We start from the raw sequence: 17,950 nt of genomic DNA on the forward strand, positions 1-17,950 counted from the left end.
GCCCGTGTGATCAAACAGGCCTTTGTCATCAAAACAGGAAGGATACCGCCATGGAGCGCGTCACCATCGACCTCGTTTCGGACGTTGTCTGCCCCTGGTGCTATGTCGGCAAGGCACGGCTCGAACTCGCCATTGCCGAAGTTCAGGATGAGGTCGGCATTGACGTCAATTGGCGCCCCTACCGGCTGAACCCCGACATTCCGCCGGAAGGCGTCGACCAGAAGGCCTATCTGGAGGAAAAGCTCGGTGGCGCAGAAGCCGTTGCCCGCAGTCGCGAAACGCTGACGAAGCTCGGCGCCGAAGTCGGAATCCGCTTTGACTTCGAGGCCATCAAGATCGGCCCCAATACGCTCGATGCGCACCGGCTCATCCACTGGGCCATGCTTGAGAGCCGCGAGATACAGGATCTCGTCGTGACCGGTCTTTTCCGGGCCAATTTCGAGGAAGGCCGAAATGTCGGCGATCACGCCGTTCTGGCCGATATCGCAGAAGCTGCCGGCATGGACCGCAAGGTGGTAGAAAACCTGCTGAAGTCGGATGCCGACAAGGACATGGTGCTCGGCGAAATCGATGCCGCCCAGAAGATGGGCGTCAACGGCGTTCCATTCTTCATCATCGACGGGCAATATGCAGTCAGCGGTGCCCAGACGCCGGATGTCCTCGCCGGTGCCTTCCGCGATATCGCCAAACTCAAGACCGAAGCCCGCAAGAGCATGATCTAGCGTAAATTCGGCGTTTCCTCGAATCGCCGGATTTGGTCTATCTACCTGACTTTCCGCAGTTCCGGACATGAAGCCGCACCCCGTTTTTGCCGGGACTGCTCTCGCTGACCAAAGGCCACCCCAGTGCAAAAAGACCACACCCTCAAGGGTGTCCTCCTCGCCTTTGCGGCATTCGCCGCCTATGCGTGGAGCGACGCCAGCGTCAAGATGATCGAAGGACATCTGAGCCCCTACCAGTCCTCCTTCCTCGGTGCGGTCTTCTGCCTCGCCGGCCTGCCCTTCATCATGAAGAAGGGCGATCGCTGGGCCGATATTCTCAACACCACCAACCGGCCCCTCTGGCTCCTGCGCTTCATCGCCCAGGCGGGCGGCACGATCGGCAGCGTAACGGCCTTCACCCATCTGTCGATGGCCGAGGCCTTTGCGCTGATCTTCCTTCTTCCCTCCTTCGTCACCATCATGTCGGTGGTCTTCTTGAAGGAGAAGGTCGGGGTGAAGCGCTGGGCCGCCGTCGTCATCGGCTTTGCCGGCGTTCTCGTCGTCCTGCGCCCCGGTTTTCGTGAATTGTCGATCGGCCATCTCGGCGCCGTCTTCGGCGGCTTGAGCGGCGCGATCTCGATCGTCGTCTTCCGCGCCATGGGCCCGTCGGAAAAGAACATCTCGCTCTATGGCGCAGGCGTTCTCGGCACGATCCTCGTCTGCGGCGCGATCTCCATTCCCGGCTTCCAGATCCCGAGCGCCATCCAGTGGACCTATCTCGCAGGCTACGGCCTACTCGCTGCGCTCGCCGCCATCCTGCTCATGTATGCGGCGACCCATGCCCCGGCAACGCTGATCGGCCCGACGCAATACAGCCAGATGCTCTGGGCGGTTCTGTTCGGCTATCTCGTCTTCGGCGACCATATCGACCTGCCGATGCTGATCGGCATCATCCTGATCGTCGGCTCCGGCCTGCTGACCCTGATGCGCGAAAAGGCCCGCGGCACCCCGCTGCCGCCCGCCGTGGCGCCAAACGCCCAGGCGGCCGCAATGATCGCCCCGGACGGCGGCGAGAAGAAAGACTGAAGAGTTCGGGCAATCTCCCTGAACGACCGTCATCCTCGGGCTCGTTGTCCCAAGGATATGACCACAACGAAGAGAGTTGCAACGTCAGCGGGAACGCCACTGATGCAGCATAAGCGGCACCATTTTCGCGTCAGCCGAAACGCTCACCGCGCATTCCGACAAACCGCCACCTGAGCACATCCTCGGGACAGGCCCGAGGATAACGGCCATGCGTTTTCAGCCCTTCGCCAGTTCCGCAAACTGCGTCATGATCTGCGCCGCAGCGGTGAGCCGCTTGGTCGGTGTCGGCAGGTCGCGGTTGAGGAAAATGCTCTGGTCCGGCCTGATCTTGGCCAGCGAGCCCTGCTTGGCGATATAGCCGACAAGATTGGCCGGATTGGGGAACTGCTTGTCGCGGAAGGCGATGACGACGCCCTTCGGACCGGCATCGACCTTCTCGACATTCGCCTTGCGGCAAAGCGACTTGATATAGACGACCTTGAGCAGGTTCTGCACTTCCGGCGGCATCGGCCCGAATCGGTCGACCATTTCCGCACCGAAACCATCGATTTCCGACAATTCCTCGATCTCGCCGAGACGGCGATAGAGCCCCATGCGCAGATGCAGATCCGGCACGTAGTTTTCCGGGATCATCGTGGTGATGCCGACGGAGATCTGCGGCGACCAGCCGGTATCGATCACCTCGTCCTCGCCCTTCACCTCGGCGACGGCCTCTTCGAGCATCTGCTGGTAAAGCTCGAAACCGACTTCCTTGATATGGCCGGACTGCTCCTCGCCCAAGAGATTGCCCGCACCGCGGATATCGAGGTCGTGGCTCGCCAGCTGGAAGCCGGCGCCGAGCGTATCGAGCGACTGGAGAACCTTGAGGCGACGATCCGCCATCTGCGTCAGCGTCTTGTTGACCGGCAGCGTGAACAGCGCAAATGCCCTCACCTTCGAGCGGCCGACGCGGCCGCGCAGCTGGTAGAGCTGGGCGAGACCGAACATGTCTGCGCGATGGACAATGAGGGTATTGGCGGTCGGCACATCGAGGCCGGATTCCACGATCGTGGTCGACAGAAGCACGTCATACTTGCCGTCATAGAAGGCATTCATGATGTCTTCCAGCTCGCCCGCCGCCATCTGCCCATGGGCGACCGCCACCTTCAGTTCCGGCACGTCGGACTGCAGGAAGGCCTGGATATCGGCCAGGTCCGCCAGCCTCGGGCAGACATAAAAGCTCTGGCCGCCACGATAATGTTCGCGCATCAGCGTCTCGCGGATGACCAGCGGATCGAAGGGCGAGATGAAGGTGCGGACCGCCATGCGGTCGACCGGCGGCGTGGTGATCAGCGACAGTTCGCGCACACCGGTCATGGCAAGCTGCAGCGTCCGCGGGATCGGCGTGGCCGACAGCGTCAGCACGTGGACGTCGGTCTTGAGGTCCTTCAGCCGCTCCTTGTGCTTGACGCCGAAATGCTGCTCCTCGTCGATGATGAGAAGCGACAGATTGGCGAACTGGATGCCTGTACCGAGCAGCGCATGCGTGCCGACGACAATATCGACCTTGCCTTCGGACAGATCCTTCTTCGTCTGCGCCAGTTCCTTGGCGGAGACGAGGCGCGACGCCTGCGCAATCTTGATCGGCAACCCGCGAAAACGCTCGGAAAACGTCTTGAAATGCTGGCGGGCGAGAAGCGTGGTCGGCACCACGACAGCCACCTGCGCCCCGTTCATCGCCGCAAAGAAGGCGGCGCGCAGTGCCACTTCCGTCTTGCCGAAGCCGACATCGCCGCAGACGAGGCGATCCATCGGACGGCCGGCTGCTAGATCTTCGCGCACCGATTCGATTGCGTTTTCCTGGTCTTCCGTCTCGTCATAGGGGAAACGGGCGGCGAATTCGTCGTAGAGGCCTTCGGGCGTGGCCAGAACCGGTGCCTTGCGCACCATGCGGGTGGCAGCAATGCGGATCAGGTCGCCCGCCATGTCGAGCAGGCGCTTCTTCAGCTTCGCCTTGCGCGCCTGCCATGCGCCGCCGCCGAGACGGTCGAGATTGGCTTCCGCCGCATCCGAACCGTAACGCGACAGAAGATCGATGTTTTCGACCGGCAGGAAAAGCTTTGCCTGGTCGGCATAATGCAGTTCAAGACAGGCGCGCGGCGCACCGGCAGCCTCGATGGTGATCAGGCCGACGAATTTGCCGATGCCGTGTTCGGCATGGACGACGAGCGAACCTTCGTCGAGACCCGCGACTTCGGTCAGGAAATCCGCTCCGCGCTTGCGCCGCTTGCCGCGACGAACCATGCGGTCGCCCAGAATATCCTGCTCGCCGATGACGGCGATATTGCCGGTCTCGAAACCGGATTCGAGGCTCATCACGGCCGAAGCCGCTTCGCCCTTGTCCAGCTTGTCAAGATCGGCAAGCTTTTCGATCGGCTTGATCCGCTTCAGCCCGCGCTCGTCCAGCACCTGCAGAAGCCGGTCGAGTGAACCGGCCGACCAGCCGGTAACGAGAACCTTGGTGCCTTCGGCCCGTCTATCGGCGATATGCTTGACGACGAGGTCGAAAACATTGACGCGTCCTTGCTCGCCGGCATCCCGGTCCTGCGTCTCGGAACTCGCTTCCGCCTGGCTCTTCGCCCAGCGCGGACCGGTATGCGCATCGAGTGTCACCACCGGGCGACCGGACGCATCCATCTCGTTGAACGGCGTCAGCCGAAGCGCCGCCGCCTCGTCCAGCGCCGCAGCGAACGCCTTGCCGTCAAGATAAAGCTGGCCGGGAGATACCGGCTTGTAGGGCGTCGAATGCGCCGCAGCGCCCTTGCCCTGGCTTCCCTGATCGCGGCGCGCCTCGAAATAGTCGATGACCAGCTTGGAGCGTTCGGCTGCCGCCTCGCGCGCCGTGTGGTCGGTGACGATGCGGAAGCCGGCAAGATAGTCGAAGGCGGTTTCGAGCCTGTCGTAGAACAGCGGCAGCCAGTGTTCCATGCCGGCATAGCGCCGGCCTTCGGAGACGGCCTGATAGAGCGCGTCGTCGCGTGTGGCAGCGCCGAACAGCGACAGGTAATTCTTGCGGAACCGGCTGATCGTGTCCGGCGTCAGCGTCACTTCGCTCATCGGGTTCAAATCGAGCGAACGCGCCTGCCCTGTCGTCCGCTGACTGGCCGGATCGAAACTCCGGATGCTTTCCAGCGTATCGCCGAAGAAATCGAGCCGCACCGGCTCTTCCGTACCCGGAACGAAGACGTCGAGAATGCCGCCGCGCACCGCGAATTCGCCGACTTCGCGCACGGTCGAGACGCGGTCGAAACCGTTGCGCTCCAGCCGTGCGGCAATATCGTCCATGCGGATCTGGTTGCCGGGCTTTGCCGAAAACGCGAGGCTATCGATGATCTCCGCCGGCGCGATCTTCTGCAGCATCGCGTTGACGGTGACGAGCACGATCGCCGGATGCGGCTTCTTCGCATGCGCAATCAGGCCCGACAGCGCCGACAGTCGCCGCGCGGAGACATCCGCGCTCGGCGACACGCGGTCATAGGGCAGGCAGTCCCAGGCAGGCAGGGAGAGTACCGGGATTTCGGGCGCCACGAAGGAGAGCATCTGCTCCAGATCCGGCATGCGCTGGCCATCGGAAAGCACGTAAGCCACCGACTGGCCGGAACGTGCCAGTTCGGCCAGCACCATCGGCTCCATGCCGGCCGGCACATTGCCGATCGTCAGCGGCGTGGAGGCGCTAGCGATCTTCTTCGCGTCAAAACCGGAAATCATTGGCCGAGTTTCTCTTTCAACGACTCTTTCGTGACAGGATCGAAATCCGGCTTGTAGGCGGCCACGCGCGCAAACAGCGGCGTATTGCGATCTTCCGGCAAGGGACTCGCACCGGTGATCCAGGAATGCAGGTCATGGTCGTCCTCGGCCATGATCTGTTCGAACTCGTCGAGTTCCTCATCCGAAAGCCTGGCAATCTCCGCCTCCGCAAACGAGCCGAACACGAGGTCCATCTCGCGAATGCCGCGATGCCAGCAGCGGTAGAGAATACGACGGCGGCGCGGGTCTAGATCCGCGCTGGTGCGTGCCAATCCGGTCATGTGCAAATCCCTGTTTTGCGGTTCATATAGGATCAAAATGCGCGCCCGTCACCTTGCCAAATGGCCAAAACTTGCCCCATTTAACCGGCCATGCGCCCAGCCATACTCGATCCCCTCTTCGCTTCCGCCTCGTCGCTGCCCGGTGTCGGGCCGAAGATCGCCGACCTGATCGCCAAAGTGACGGGCCGCGAGGATGCCGAGGATTGCCGCGTCGTCGATCTTCTCTTCCATGCGCCCTTCTCGCTGATCGACCGCCGCAACCGGCCGGGCATTGCGCTGGCACCGCAGGGCACGATTGTCACCATCGAGGGACGTGTCGACCGCCACCAGCCGCCGGCACGCGGCACCAACCAGCCCTATCGCGTCTTTCTTCACGACGAGACCGGCGAACTTGCGCTCACCTTCTTCCGCGCCAAGGGCGACTGGCTGGCAAAATCGCTGCCGATAGACGAACAGGTCATGGTCAGCGGCAAGGTCGACTGGTTCAACGGCCGCGCCTCCATGGTGCATCCGGATTTCATGGTGAAGGTCTCGGAGGCGCAGAACCTCGCCCTGGTCGAGCCGGTCTATCCGCTCACCGCCGGCCTGTCGCCGAAGACGCTCAGGAAGGTCATCGAGGGCGCCGTCGAACGACTTCCGGATTTCCCCGAATGGGCCGATGCTGCGCTGACTGAGAAGCAGAATTTCCCGTCGGTCAGCGATGCCTTCCGCGACCTGCATCATCCGGAAGATGAAAAGGATATCGATCCCAATGCGCCTGCGCGGCGCCGGCTTGCCTATGACGAATTTCTGGCCGGGCAGGTATCGCTGGCGCTGGTGCGCCAGAAGATCCGCAAGGTGCCGGGCCAGCCGATCCGGGTAAAGGGCGATCTGGCGGCAAGGATCATCCACGCCCTGCCCTTCTCCCTCACCCCGAGCCAGAAGGCAGCCGTCGGGGACATTACCAGGGACATGGCCGGCGAAGACCGCATGCTGCGCCTTCTTCAGGGCGATGTCGGTGCCGGCAAGACGCTGGTGGCGCTGCTTTCCATGGCAGCCGCCGTCGAGGCCGGCGGCCAGGCGGTGCTGATGGCGCCGACCGAAATCCTCGCCCGCCAGCATTTCTCCACCATCTCGAAGCTCGCAGGCGCTGCCGGCGTCACCGTCGAGCTTCTGACCGGCCGCACCAAGGGCCGCGAGCGCGACGCGATTGTCGAACGCATCGCATCCGGCGAAGCACAGATCATCGTCGGCACCCATGCGCTGTTTCAGGATACGGTGAGCTACGCCAACCTGATGATGGCTGTGGTCGACGAGCAGCACCGTTTCGGCGTCCACCAACGCCTGCGCCTCACGGCAAAAGGCATTTCCCCGCATATGCTGGTAATGACCGCCACCCCCATCCCGCGCACGCTGGTGCTTGCGGCCTTCGGCGACATGGATGTGTCGAAGCTCACCGAAAAACCCGCCGGCCGCAAGCCGATCCAGACCGTCACCGTGCCGACCGAGAGGATCGGTGACATCGTCGCAAGACTGAAGAGCGCCATCACCGAAGGCAAGAAGGCCTACTGGATCTGCCCGCTGGTGGAAGAATCCGACGTCTCGGAACTGATGTCGGCGGAAGAGCGCCATGCCGTCCTTGCCCGCGAACTCGGCGCAAAAAATGTCGGCCTCGTCCATGGTCGCATGGCGGGTCCGGAAAAGGACGCGGTAATGGCCGCCTTCAAGAGCGGCGAGATCCGCATGCTGGTCGCAACCACCGTCGTCGAAGTCGGCGTCGATGTGCCGGACGCGACGATCATGGTGATCGAGCATGCCGAACGCTTCGGCCTGGCCCAGCTTCACCAGTTGCGCGGCCGTGTCGGGCGCGGCGACGAAGCCTCCACCTGCATCCTGCTCTACAAGGGACCTTTAAGCGAGACCGGCCATGCGCGGCTCTCCATCCTGCGCGACAGCGAGGATGGGTTCCTGATCGCAGAAGAAGACCTGAAACTGCGCGGCGAAGGCGAGCTGCTCGGCACCCGCCAGTCGGGTACGCCGGGTTTCCGGATCGCCAGCCTCGCCGCCCATGCCGACCTTCTGGAAATCGCTCGCAAGGACGCGACATACCTGCTCGACCGCGACCCGGACCTGACCGGCACCCGTGGCGAAGCCGTCCGCGTCCTCCTCTATCTCCATCGCCGCGACGAGGCAATCCGCTTCCTCAGGGCGGGATAAAACCGTCCATGGAAAAGGCCGGCAGAGCGATCCGCCGGCCTCATCGAAGACTGTCTCCGGATGGAGACTTATTTCTTCATTCCCGGCAGCGTGACGCGATAGACTTGGAACATCGTGTCGACCTCGGCTCCGTCCTCGGCCTTGTAGTCGACGCCCACCTGGTGACCGCTCTGGGTCAGGAAGTCGTTGTCATTGCCGACGAAGAGGAAATAGTCGTCCGGTGTTGCCGGATCGAGCGCCGGCACGACCGCCATGGATTCCCATTTTTCCGACAGGTTGTTGCGGTCCTGCGGCGCGCCGTTGTGAAGGCCGAAGCGGCCAAGATCGACGTTGTCGTTGATGTCGATGAAGGCGTGTGAGGAAGCAGGCTTGACGCTCTCGTCGAGCTTGCCCTTCGGCGCCAGCGGCTTGTCGCCGTCAAACGCGGTGCCGGCAATGTCGGTTGCACCGCCAAGGTCGATGAGGTCGATCTTGCGGTAAAGCGACGTGTCGCCCTTCATGCCCCAGCCATTGTCGCTGTCGCGCGACAGCATCAGGAACTGCGTGTCGGACAGCGCCAGCACCTCGCTCTGCGCCGCCACCTTGGTCTTGCCCTTGGCCTCGGTGAAGACCGGCAGTTCGACGGCATATTCATGCACCAGTTTCAGGTTCGCCGGGTCGGCCGCATCATAGACCAGCGCGCGGGTATTGTTGCGCGTCGAACCGGAATCGCCGCCATCCTGACGCGCGGCAGACTGCAACACGGCAATGATGAACTTGCCGTCCGGCGTCATCGCCATGCCTTCCAGCCCCTGGTTGTTCTGGCGGCCGCTATCGGGATCCTTCGGATCCGGCTTGCTTTCGCCAGGCCCCGGATTGTTGGAGGAGAAGTTGATCTCGCCCTTGCGCATCGGCAGCAGCGCCTTGGGCGGCTGCGTGGCGGAAAGAAGCTTACCCTCGGCCGAGAAGCGATAGATATAGGGACCGTATTCGTCGCTGATGAACATCGTGCCGTCGGCCATGCGGATAATGGCTTCCGAATCGAGCGAGATCTTGCCGTTCGGCGCTTCCGGCAAAGGCGGCATCCCACCGGCCGCGGCACGCACCCGGTCCGGATCGAGCCCGGTCATGACCGTGCCCTTGTCGTCGGAAAGCATGGTGATGCCCTTGAGTGTCGCCTTCACACCCGACTGCTCGTCTCCCGCTGCAGGCTTGGCGCCCGGCGCCACCGGCGTCATGGTGATCGAGACCGTGTTCAGCCGCGACTGGTAATCGGTCGTTCCGACAGCGTTATAGCCGCGGTCGGGAAGCAGGTAGAGCGTGCCGGAATAGCTGTCGCCATCGCGCTTCCAGCTCTTTGCGTCGAAAGCCATGCCGGAGCCGGACCCGAAGGTTTCGCCCATGCTGTCGCGCAGGCTGGCCGGCATGCGGCCGATCGCTACCCTGCCCTTGTTGACAAACGTCTTGCCGTCCACGGTGACGGACTGGTCGGCCAGCGCCAGGACCGGTGCGGTGGTCGAAAGAAGCAGGCCGACAAGGGCGCGCGCCGAATATCGAATGAATATCTGCATGGTGCTCAAAATCCTCCGGACATGGGGTCGCCGGGTCCGCTGCGGACGGTTGGCAGATACCCTCGGCCCGCTGTCCTAGGAGCAGCAGATGACAGGACAGTGACACCCCCGACCGAAGGTCAGGTCCGCCCTTGTGTCACCTTCTCCCCGGCGTCCGGCCCGGTCAGCGCCGGTGTGACCGGCGTATAGTCCGGTGCAATGAGACCGCCGGAAATCAACAGCTTGGCACCTTCTTCCGGTGTCATCTCCAGCATGACGATCTTGCTCTTCGGCACGAACATCAGGAAACCGGCCGTTGGCACCGGCGTCGGTGGCATAAACACGGCCACCATCTCCTCGCCGTCCTTGTTGAGCTTGGCTGCAATCTCGCCCTGCGCATCGCCGGCAATGAACACCAGCGCCCAGGAACCGGCACTCGGAAACTCGATCAGCCCGCATTTCTTGAACGAGGTCGACTGTTCGCGCAGCACCGTTTCGAGGATCTGCTTGACGCTCTTGTAGACGGTGCGGATCAGCGGCATGCGCTGCAGGATCGATTCACCGAAATTGACGATCGAGCGGCCGATCAGGTTCTTGCCGAGAAACCCGACGATGGTGATGAACACGACCGCGATCAAAAGCCCGGTTCCGGGGATCGTCACGTCGAAATAATAGGCCGGATTGTAGCGCTGCGGCAGATAGGGCGTCACCCAGCTGTCGGCCCAGTCGATGAAGGTGAAGGTGAGCCAGACGGTAATCGCCAGCGGCGCACAGATAATCAGGCCGGTAAGGAAATTATTCCTGACCCGACCGGCCATCGAAATCCGCTCGGGGCTGTCAGTCATATGATCTTCCTAGGGAATTTTTGTCAGAATCGAGCATCGGCATCGCCGCGTTGATTAAACGCGACAATGACGGATGCGTTGCTGCGATGCAAGAAAAAGCCTTGCATCGCCCCGATCACTCGACGGTGACGGACTTTGCCAGATTGCGCGGCTGGTCGACGTCCGTACCCATGAACACCGCCGTATGATAGGCGAGCAACTGGATCGGAAGCGAGAAGATCATCGGCGCGATGATCTCGTCGACATTCGGCAGCGTGATCGTCGCCATGGTCGGAAGCTTGGAGGCGGCAGCGCCCTTCTCGTCGGTGATGAAGATGATCTTCCCGCCGCGGGCCGCCACTTCCTGCATGTTCGACACGGTCTTCTCGTAGAACCGGTCATGCGGGGCAATGACGATCACCGGCATATGCTCGTCGATCAGCGCGATCGGCCCGTGCTTCAACTCGCCGGCCGCATAGCCTTCCGCATGGATATAGGAGATTTCCTTGAGCTTCAGCGCCCCTTCCATGGCGAGCGGGAAGCTCGTGCCGCGGCCGAGATAGAGCACGTCCTTGAAACGCGACAGGTCGCGCGACAAAGTCTCGATAACCGGCTGGATCTCGTTCAGCACCCGGCTCATGATCCGCGGCATCTCCGAAAGATGCTTGACCATGGCCGTCTCTTCGGCCTCCGACACCGTGCCGCGGGCGCGGCCGGCGGCAATCGAAAGCGCGGCCAGAACCGCAAGCTGGCAGGTAAAGGCCTTGGTCGAGGCGACGCCGATTTCCGGCCCGGCAAGGATCGGGAAGATCGCATCGGATTCCCGCGCGATGGTCGATTCGCGCACATTGACGATGGCGCCGATCTTCAGCCCCTCGTCCCTGCAGTAGCGCAGCGAGGCAAGCGTATCGGCGGTTTCGCCCGATTGCGAGATGAACAGCGCCGCCTGGGTGGGCTGCAGCGGCAGTTCGCGGTAGCGGAATTCGGATGCCACATCGATCTCGACCGGCAGCCGGGCATAACGCTCGAACCAGTATTTGCCGACGAGGCCGGAGAGATAGGCGGTGCCGCAGGCGGAGATGGCAAGTCCGGAAAGCTTGGAAAAGTCGATTGCCGTATCGGTCGCCTTCACCCGGTTGCTGGCGAAATCGATATAGTGGCTGAGCGCGTGGGAAATGATCTCCGGCTGTTCGTAGATCTCCTTCTCCATGAAATGGCGATGGTTGCCCTTGTCGACCATGAAGGCAGTTGCCTGGGAAATCTGGCTCTTCCGCTTCACCGGGCGACCCTGATAATCCATCACCTCGAGCCGATCATGGGTGATGATGGCGCAGTCGCCATCGACCAGATAGGTGATCTCGTTGGTAAAGGGCGACAGCGCGATCGCATCCGAGCCCAAAAACATCTCGCCCTTGCCATGGCCGATGGCGAGCGGCGGTCCGAAACGGGCAGACAGGATCGTGCCCGGATCGTCCTCGAACATGACGACGAGCGCATAGGCGCCCGATACCCGGTTCAGCATGGCCAGCATCGCCTCGCGATGGCCGAGACCCTCGCTTGTATATTTGGCCAGAAGATGCGCCACGACTTCCGTATCCGTCTGGCTGGTGAAGACCGCGCCCTCGGCCGTCAGCTCTTCTTTCAGTTCGGAAAAATTCTCGATTATGCCATTATGGACGACCGCGACGCCGTCAACGAAATGCGGATGCGCATTCGTCTCGTTCGGCACGCCATGGGTCGCCCAGCGGGTATGCGCAATGCCGATCGTGCCCGGCAGCGGTTCGCCATCGAGCTTCTTTTCGAGGTTGAACAGCTTTCCTTCGGCACGCCGGCGATCGAGCCTGCCGTCATGGATGGTCGCCACGCCGGCGGAATCATAACCGCGATATTCGAGCCTCCGAAGCGCATCGACCAGACGCGCCGCCACCGGCTCTTGACCCACGATCCCGACAATTCCGCACATAGAGGCATCTCCAATGATTCATTCCGCGCGAAGTCCTAGCCGATCGCGCCGCCCGTGCAATCGTCCGCACGGTCACTTTCAGTATCGAAACGTAACGCGAAATCCTTAATTCCTTGGCGAAGCCCGAAGGACACCGAACGCATCGACGTAGAAAGGGAGGCGGATCGCTCCGCCTCCCTCAAAAGTCACTCTCGGGTGACGACCCGAACCTATTTGCGCAGGCGATAGGCGATGACGTAATCGCCGCGCTGCGGGCTCTGGCGGGCGCCGCCGGCCGTAACGACAATATACTGGCTGCCGTCCTTGCCCATATAGGTCATCGGTGTTGCCTGTGCGCCGATCGGCATGCGGCCCTTCCACACTTCGTCACCGGTCGCGGTGTCGATGGCCCGCAGATAGAAATCCTGCGTGCCGGCATAGAAGGTCAGGCCACCGGCGGTCGTCAGCGGGCCACCAAGCGTCGGCATGCCGATCTGCATGGCGAGCGGCACCTTGAGGCCGTTCGGCAGAACGCTGTCTTCGACCGAACCCAGTGGGCGCTGCCAGACAAGCTTGCCGGTTTCCAGGTCGACGGCGGAGAGCGTGCCCCATGGCGGCATGTGGCACGGAACGCCGAGCGGCGAGTAGAAACCGCCGCGCAGAGCAGCCCACGGGGTACCTTCCTGCGGATGAACGCCGGCATCATGGCTCATGTTTGCCGACATTTCCGGCGTCGCATCCTCGCGCCGGATCAGTTCGGCGATCTGCGGCATGCGGATATCGTTGATGATACCGAGGCCGCGGCTCTCGTCGATCGCCATCGAACCCCAGTTCATCCCGCCATAGAAGCCGGGGTAGATCAGCGTGCGCTGACCATGCACCATCGGCGTATAGCGGCCTTCATAGCGAAGCTTCTTGAAGGCGATGCGGCATGCCAGCTGGTCGAACGGAGTTGCACCCCACATGTCCGCCTCGGTCAGCACGTCGCCGCCGAGATGCGGCATGTCGACCGAGAAAGGCTGCGTCGGAGAGGTGACGTCGCCTTCCTGATGCGTCGGCGTAACGTTGTGTTCCTCGACCTTCTTCACCGGCTCGCCGGTGCGGCGGTCGAGAACATAGATATCGCCCTGCTTGGTCGTCTGCACGACGACCGGCGTACCGTCGGCCATGTCGTAGAGGGCCGGCTGCGGCGCGGTATCATAGTCCCACACATCGTGATGGACGAACTGGAAGTGCCACTTTTCGCGACCCGTCGCGATGTCGAGAGCGACGAGCGAGGAACCGTATTTGTTAGTCGCCTCGTTGCGATGCGCGCTCCAGAAGTCCGGCGTGCCATTGCCCATCGGCAGGTAGATCAGGCCGAGCTTCTCGTCGAAGGCCGGCGTCGACCACATGTTCGGCGTGCCGCGCGTATAGCTCTCGCCGTCCGGCGGCAGCTTGGTGATGGCCGGATTGCCGAGATCCCAGGCCCAGACCAGTTCACCGGTCTCGGCGCTATAGGCACGGATGACGCCGGAGGGCTCGTTGGTCTCGCGACCGTCGCGCACCCAGCCGCCGATGATGACGAGGCCGTTGGTCACGGTCGGCATCGAGGTCGGGAAGTAATAGGTATCCGGCACGTCGCCGAGCCCGGCCTTCAGGTTGGCCGCACCGTTTTCGCCGAACTGGCCGCAGGTCTCGCCGCTATTGGCGTCAAGCTCGATCATCTGCGCATCGATCGTCGTCAGCACGATACGGGCATGGCACTGCTGGCCTTCCGGCACGACGGCGCTCTCATAGTAACCGACGCCGCGGCAACGGTTCCAGAACGAGTTGCTCTTCGACTTCGGATCGAAGCGCCACTTTTCCTTGCCGGTCGTCGCATCGAGCGAGATCACCTTGTTGAGCGGCGTGCAGACATAGAGATTGTCGCCGATCTGGGTGGGCGTGTTCTGGAATTCGGATCCCTTGACCGGCTCCTCGCCGGTGCGGAATGTCCAGGCCACGTCGAGCTTGGAGGCGTTTTCGGCGGTGATCTGGTTATAGGGCGCAAACCGGGTGCCGGCGCCGCTATAGCCGTAATACTGCCAGTTGCTGCCGGTCTCTGACGGCTTTGCGCCGGCCTTGGCGGCAATCGGAGCCTCAGGACGAATGACGCCCTGCGGCTGGAAGGCACCCCAGGCGCCATAGACGAAGACCAGAGCCAGCACGATTGCGATGGCAAAACCGGGCAGTTTCGCCCTGCCGCCCGCCATGGCCGGCAGAAGCAGACCGGCCAGGACGCCGATGACGACGAACGGCGCCAGACGCGGCACCAGACCCCAAAAGGCGAAGCCGACTTCATAGACGCCCCAGAAGGCGGTTGCCACACCGACCAGCAGGAACAGAACCAGGCCGGATGCGCGGCCGCGCACCAGAAGCCAGGCCGAAACCAGCAGGGCGATACCAGCGATCAGGTAGTACCAGGACCCGCCGAGTGTGATCAGATAACCGCCCCCGGCCACGAAGGCCGCTCCGAAGAGAGCAAGGACGACGGCGAGTGCAATCACAAGCCATCGAAACGGCTTGTGGGATGTGAGCTCCGCCACGGACATTCTCCATAAAAATTAACAGGAAGCCGCCACCCCGGTCGGGAGGCGACAGCTGCGCCAATTTGCGCACTTGACAGAAGCGCGCCGCCAGCTTGCCGCGGAATTGCCGTCCAAAAGCCACAATGTCAACGACGTAGCCCCTATTTTTATGGGGGTTTGAAAAATATTATGAGTTTTATAGTCATGTTTATTCACGCAAGCAAGCACATGCGTGACCGCAATCGCGATGCGACCAATCGTCATAATTTGCTAAACTACAGAGAAATCAGCGTCCAGTTGAAATATCCGCCCGATTTTGGCGACAAGAAACACCCTTCCCGCGACGCGCGCACCCGCGGGGTAATCGAAATTCACAATTTCGTGAAGTCGATGTGACGTCAGCTCTTCTGGCGGCTCTTCTTCAGCGCCAGCGTGCGCTCGCGAATCACCCTGGCCCGTTCCGGCTTGATCTCCTGGCGGGCACGGCCGAGCGCCAGCGCGTCGTCCGGCACGTTTTCGGTAATCACGCTTCCCGATGCGATATAGGCGCCGTCGCCGATCACCACCGGCGCCACGAGCGAGGAATTGGAGCCGATGAAGGAATTCGCACCGATCGTAGTCTGGTGCTTGTTCACCCCGTCATAATTGCAGGTGATCGTGCCCGCTCCGATATTGGCATGGGCACCGATCACCGCATCGCCGATATAGGTGAGATGATTGACCTTGGCGCCCTCGCCGATCCTGCCGTTCTTGACCTCGCAGAAATTGCCGACCTTGGAGCCTTCCGAAAGATCGGCGCCCGGACGAAGCCGCGCGAATGGCCCGACCGTCGCACCCGCCGCCACATGCGCGCCCTCGATATGGGAAAACGCATGGATCACCGCGCCGCCGTCGATTACGACACCCGGCCCGAACACCACATTCGGCTCGATCAGCGCATCCTGGCCGATCTCGGTATCGAAGGAGAGGAACACGGTTTCCGGGGCGATCATCGAAACGCCCGAGACCATCAGTTCGTGGCGCCGGCGCTCCTGCCAGAGCTTTTCGATATAAGCGAGCTCGGCGCGATTGTTGCAGCCGGTCAGTTCCGCTTCCGGCGCATCGACCGCCACCACCTTGCCGCCTTCGGCCCTGGCGATCTCGACAAGATCAGTCAGATAATATTCGCCCTTGGCATTGGCATTGCCGATCCGCTCGAGCAGCGCAAGCGCCTTGCGGCCATTGATCGCCATCAGCCCGCTATTGCACCAGGTGACCTTGCGCTCCTCGTCTGTCGCATCCTTCTCCTCGCGGATGGCGACGAGCTCGCCATCTTGAACCAGCAACCGGCCATAACCGGAAGGCCTGTCGGTGTGAAAGCCGATGACGACGACATCGGCGCCCTCGGCGAGCCTTTTACGCGCAGCGGCAAACGGCGCGGCGGTGATCAGCGGTACGTCGCCATAGGCGACCAGCACGTCATCGAAACCTTGCGCAATCGCCTCGCGGGCCGCCAGCACCGCATGGCCGGTGCCGAGCCTTTCGGTCTGCAGGAAACTCTTCACCGAAATCCCGTCAAGCGATCCGGCCTTGGCGACCTTCTCCGCATCGCGCCCGACGACCAGCGCTGCATCCGTCATCCCGGCAGAGGCCACCGCCGCCATCACATGCGCGATCATCGGACGGCCTGCCACCGGATGCAGTACCTTCGACATCGACGATTTCATCCGCGTGCTGTCGCCTGCGGCGAGAATGACGGCAAGGCAGGAACGGCTCATATCGGGAATCTCCTTCGGCAATTGCCCGCTGTTTAACAGCAACATCCTTGCAGCGCGATAAACGGCTTGTATCGGCTGGAAACAAATCGCTGAAAACGAAAAGGGCGCCGGTAAAGGCGCCCCTCTAGCATTGATCCATGAGTTAGCGACACACCCCCCTCATTGCTGTCACAAGCGCAACGATGAGGGAGAATGCGGCAATCGCCTCACCTCATGCCGTTATTGCGGCAGCTTGTCGTCGACGCCTTCGACGTAGAAGTTCATGCCGAGAAGCACGCCGTCCTCGGCCTTCTCGCCGGCCTTCAGCCACGGCGTACCGTCCTGCTTGTTGATCGGGCCGGTGAACGGATGTAGTTCGCCGGACTTGATCTTGGCTTCGGTCTCTTCCGCCATGGCCTTCACGTCGTCAGGCATGTTGGTATAGGGCGCCATGGTCAGGATCCCGTCCTTCAGGCCGTCCCAGGTCTGTTCCGACTTCCAGGTGCCGTCGAGCAGCGCATTGACGCGCTTGATGTAATAGGCGCCCCAGGTGTCGACGATCGACGTCAGCTGCGTCTTCGGGCCGGCGGCGATCATGTCGGAGGCCTGGCCGAAGGCGAGAATGCCGCGCTCGGCAGCAACCTGCATCGGAGCGGTCGTGTCGGTGTGCTGGGTCAGGATGTCGACGCCCTGGTCGATCAAGGCCTTGGCGGCATCGGCTTCCTTGCCCGGATCGAACCAGGTATTGGCCCAGACGACCTTCAGCTTGAAGTTCGGGTTGATCGACTTCGCGCCGAGCTCGAACGCGTTGATGCCCATCACCACTTCCGGGATCGGGAAGGAGGCGATGTAGCCGGCGACGCCCTTCTTCGACATCTTGGCCGCGATCTGGCCCTGGATATAGCGGCCCTCATAGAAGCGCGAGTTGTAGGTGGCGAGATTGGGGCCAGCCTTGAAGCCGGTCGCATGTTCGAACTTCACATCCGGGAACTTCGGGGCGACCTTGGCGGTGGCGTCCATGAAGCCGAACGAGGTTGCGAAGACCATCGCGCAACCCGAACGGGCCATGCGCTCGATGGCGCGCTCGGCATCCGGGCCTTCCGGCACGTTTTCGAGATAAGGCGTCTCGATCTTGTCGCCGAGAGCCTTCTGCAGGTCCTGGCGTCCGCGATCCTGAGCCTGCGTCCAGCCGCCGTCGGTCTTCGAACCGACATAGATGAAGCAGATCTTCTTCTTTTCCTGTGCCGACGCACTGCCCGCGAAGCCGCCGATAAGGGCGGCCGTCGCGGCAAGAGCAATAATGAGTTTCTTCATTTTCCA

The 17,950-nt window shown here is 62.3% G+C and carries 12 protein-coding genes; 4 read left to right on the forward strand and 8 right to left on the reverse strand.

Annotated features, from left to right (window positions below):
• Positions 1-50: 50 nt before the first annotated feature.
• Positions 51-722 carry a DsbA family oxidoreductase gene (locus NCHU2750_RS09445; RefSeq protein ID WP_119940203.1) on the forward strand — a complete coding sequence of 224 codons (672 nt, stop codon included), beginning with the start codon at positions 51-53 and terminating at the stop codon, positions 720-722.
• 123 nt (positions 723-845) lie between these two features.
• The gene (locus tag NCHU2750_RS09450) at positions 846-1,787 is read left to right on the forward strand and encodes a DMT family transporter (protein WP_119940204.1); all 942 of its coding nucleotides are present in this window, start codon (positions 846-848) and stop codon (positions 1,785-1,787) included.
• A gap of 216 nt (positions 1,788-2,003) precedes the next feature.
• Here NCHU2750_RS09450 and mfd read toward each other — a convergent pair whose 3' ends face one another.
• Together mfd and NCHU2750_RS09460 are read right to left on the reverse strand one after the other, a co-directional pair.
• Positions 2,004-5,534 (reverse strand): transcription-repair coupling factor, encoded by a 3,531-nt coding sequence (gene mfd / locus NCHU2750_RS09455; protein ID WP_119940205.1) that lies wholly within the window; start codon positions 5,532-5,534, stop codon positions 2,004-2,006.
• Positions 5,531-5,854: an FAD assembly factor SdhE gene (locus NCHU2750_RS09460; RefSeq protein ID WP_119940206.1), complete on the reverse strand. Its 324-nt coding sequence runs from the start codon at positions 5,852-5,854 to the stop codon at positions 5,531-5,533. The genes mfd and NCHU2750_RS09460 overlap by 4 nt, the downstream gene beginning before the upstream one ends.
• Before the next feature lie 90 nt (positions 5,855-5,944).
• Between NCHU2750_RS09460 and recG the strand changes: the two genes are divergently transcribed.
• Complete coding sequence (gene recG / locus NCHU2750_RS09465; RefSeq protein WP_119940207.1) at positions 5,945-8,050, forward strand: ATP-dependent DNA helicase RecG; 2,106 nt, start codon at positions 5,945-5,947, stop codon at positions 8,048-8,050.
• A gap of 68 nt (positions 8,051-8,118) precedes the next feature.
• Here recG and NCHU2750_RS09470 read toward each other — a convergent pair whose 3' ends face one another.
• The 4 genes from NCHU2750_RS09470 to NCHU2750_RS09485 form a co-directional block, all read right to left on the reverse strand.
• A complete protein-coding gene (locus NCHU2750_RS09470; protein WP_119940208.1) occupies positions 8,119-9,600 on the reverse strand; it encodes an esterase-like activity of phytase family protein in 1,482 nt (493 codons plus the stop codon).
• Between the two features lie 119 nt (positions 9,601-9,719).
• Positions 9,720-10,424, reverse strand: coding sequence for a DUF502 domain-containing protein (locus tag NCHU2750_RS09475; protein ID WP_119940209.1), 705 nt, complete (start codon positions 10,422-10,424; stop codon positions 9,720-9,722).
• Positions 10,425-10,539: 115 nt separating this feature from the next.
• Positions 10,540-12,366 (reverse strand): glutamine--fructose-6-phosphate transaminase (isomerizing), encoded by a 1,827-nt coding sequence (gene glmS / locus NCHU2750_RS09480; RefSeq protein ID WP_119940210.1) that lies wholly within the window; start codon positions 12,364-12,366, stop codon positions 10,540-10,542.
• A gap of 209 nt (positions 12,367-12,575) precedes the next feature.
• Positions 12,576-14,912, reverse strand: a complete 2,337-nt coding sequence (locus tag NCHU2750_RS09485; protein WP_245480374.1) for a membrane-bound PQQ-dependent dehydrogenase, glucose/quinate/shikimate family — start codon at positions 14,910-14,912, stop codon at positions 12,576-12,578.
• A 186-nt stretch (positions 14,913-15,098) separates the two neighbouring features.
• Between NCHU2750_RS09485 and NCHU2750_RS09490 the strand changes: the two genes are divergently transcribed.
• Complete coding sequence (locus NCHU2750_RS09490; RefSeq protein ID WP_162939564.1) at positions 15,099-15,290, forward strand: hypothetical protein; 192 nt, start codon at positions 15,099-15,101, stop codon at positions 15,288-15,290.
• Between the two features lie 2 nt (positions 15,291-15,292).
• Here the strand turns inward: NCHU2750_RS09490 and glmU are convergent, their stop codons facing one another.
• Positions 15,293-16,651, reverse strand: coding sequence for a bifunctional UDP-N-acetylglucosamine diphosphorylase/glucosamine-1-phosphate N-acetyltransferase GlmU (glmU, locus tag NCHU2750_RS09495; protein WP_119940213.1), 1,359 nt, complete (start codon positions 16,649-16,651; stop codon positions 15,293-15,295).
• A gap of 219 nt (positions 16,652-16,870) precedes the next feature.
• Entirely contained in the window at positions 16,871-17,944 is a 1,074-nt protein-coding gene (locus NCHU2750_RS09500; RefSeq protein ID WP_119940214.1) for a BMP family ABC transporter substrate-binding protein, read from the reverse strand.
• Between the last annotated feature and the right edge of the window lie 6 nt (positions 17,945-17,950).

This window comes from Neorhizobium sp. NCHU2750 (genome assembly GCF_003597675.1).
In the GTDB taxonomy this organism is placed as follows: Bacteria; Pseudomonadota; Alphaproteobacteria; order Rhizobiales; family Rhizobiaceae; genus Neorhizobium.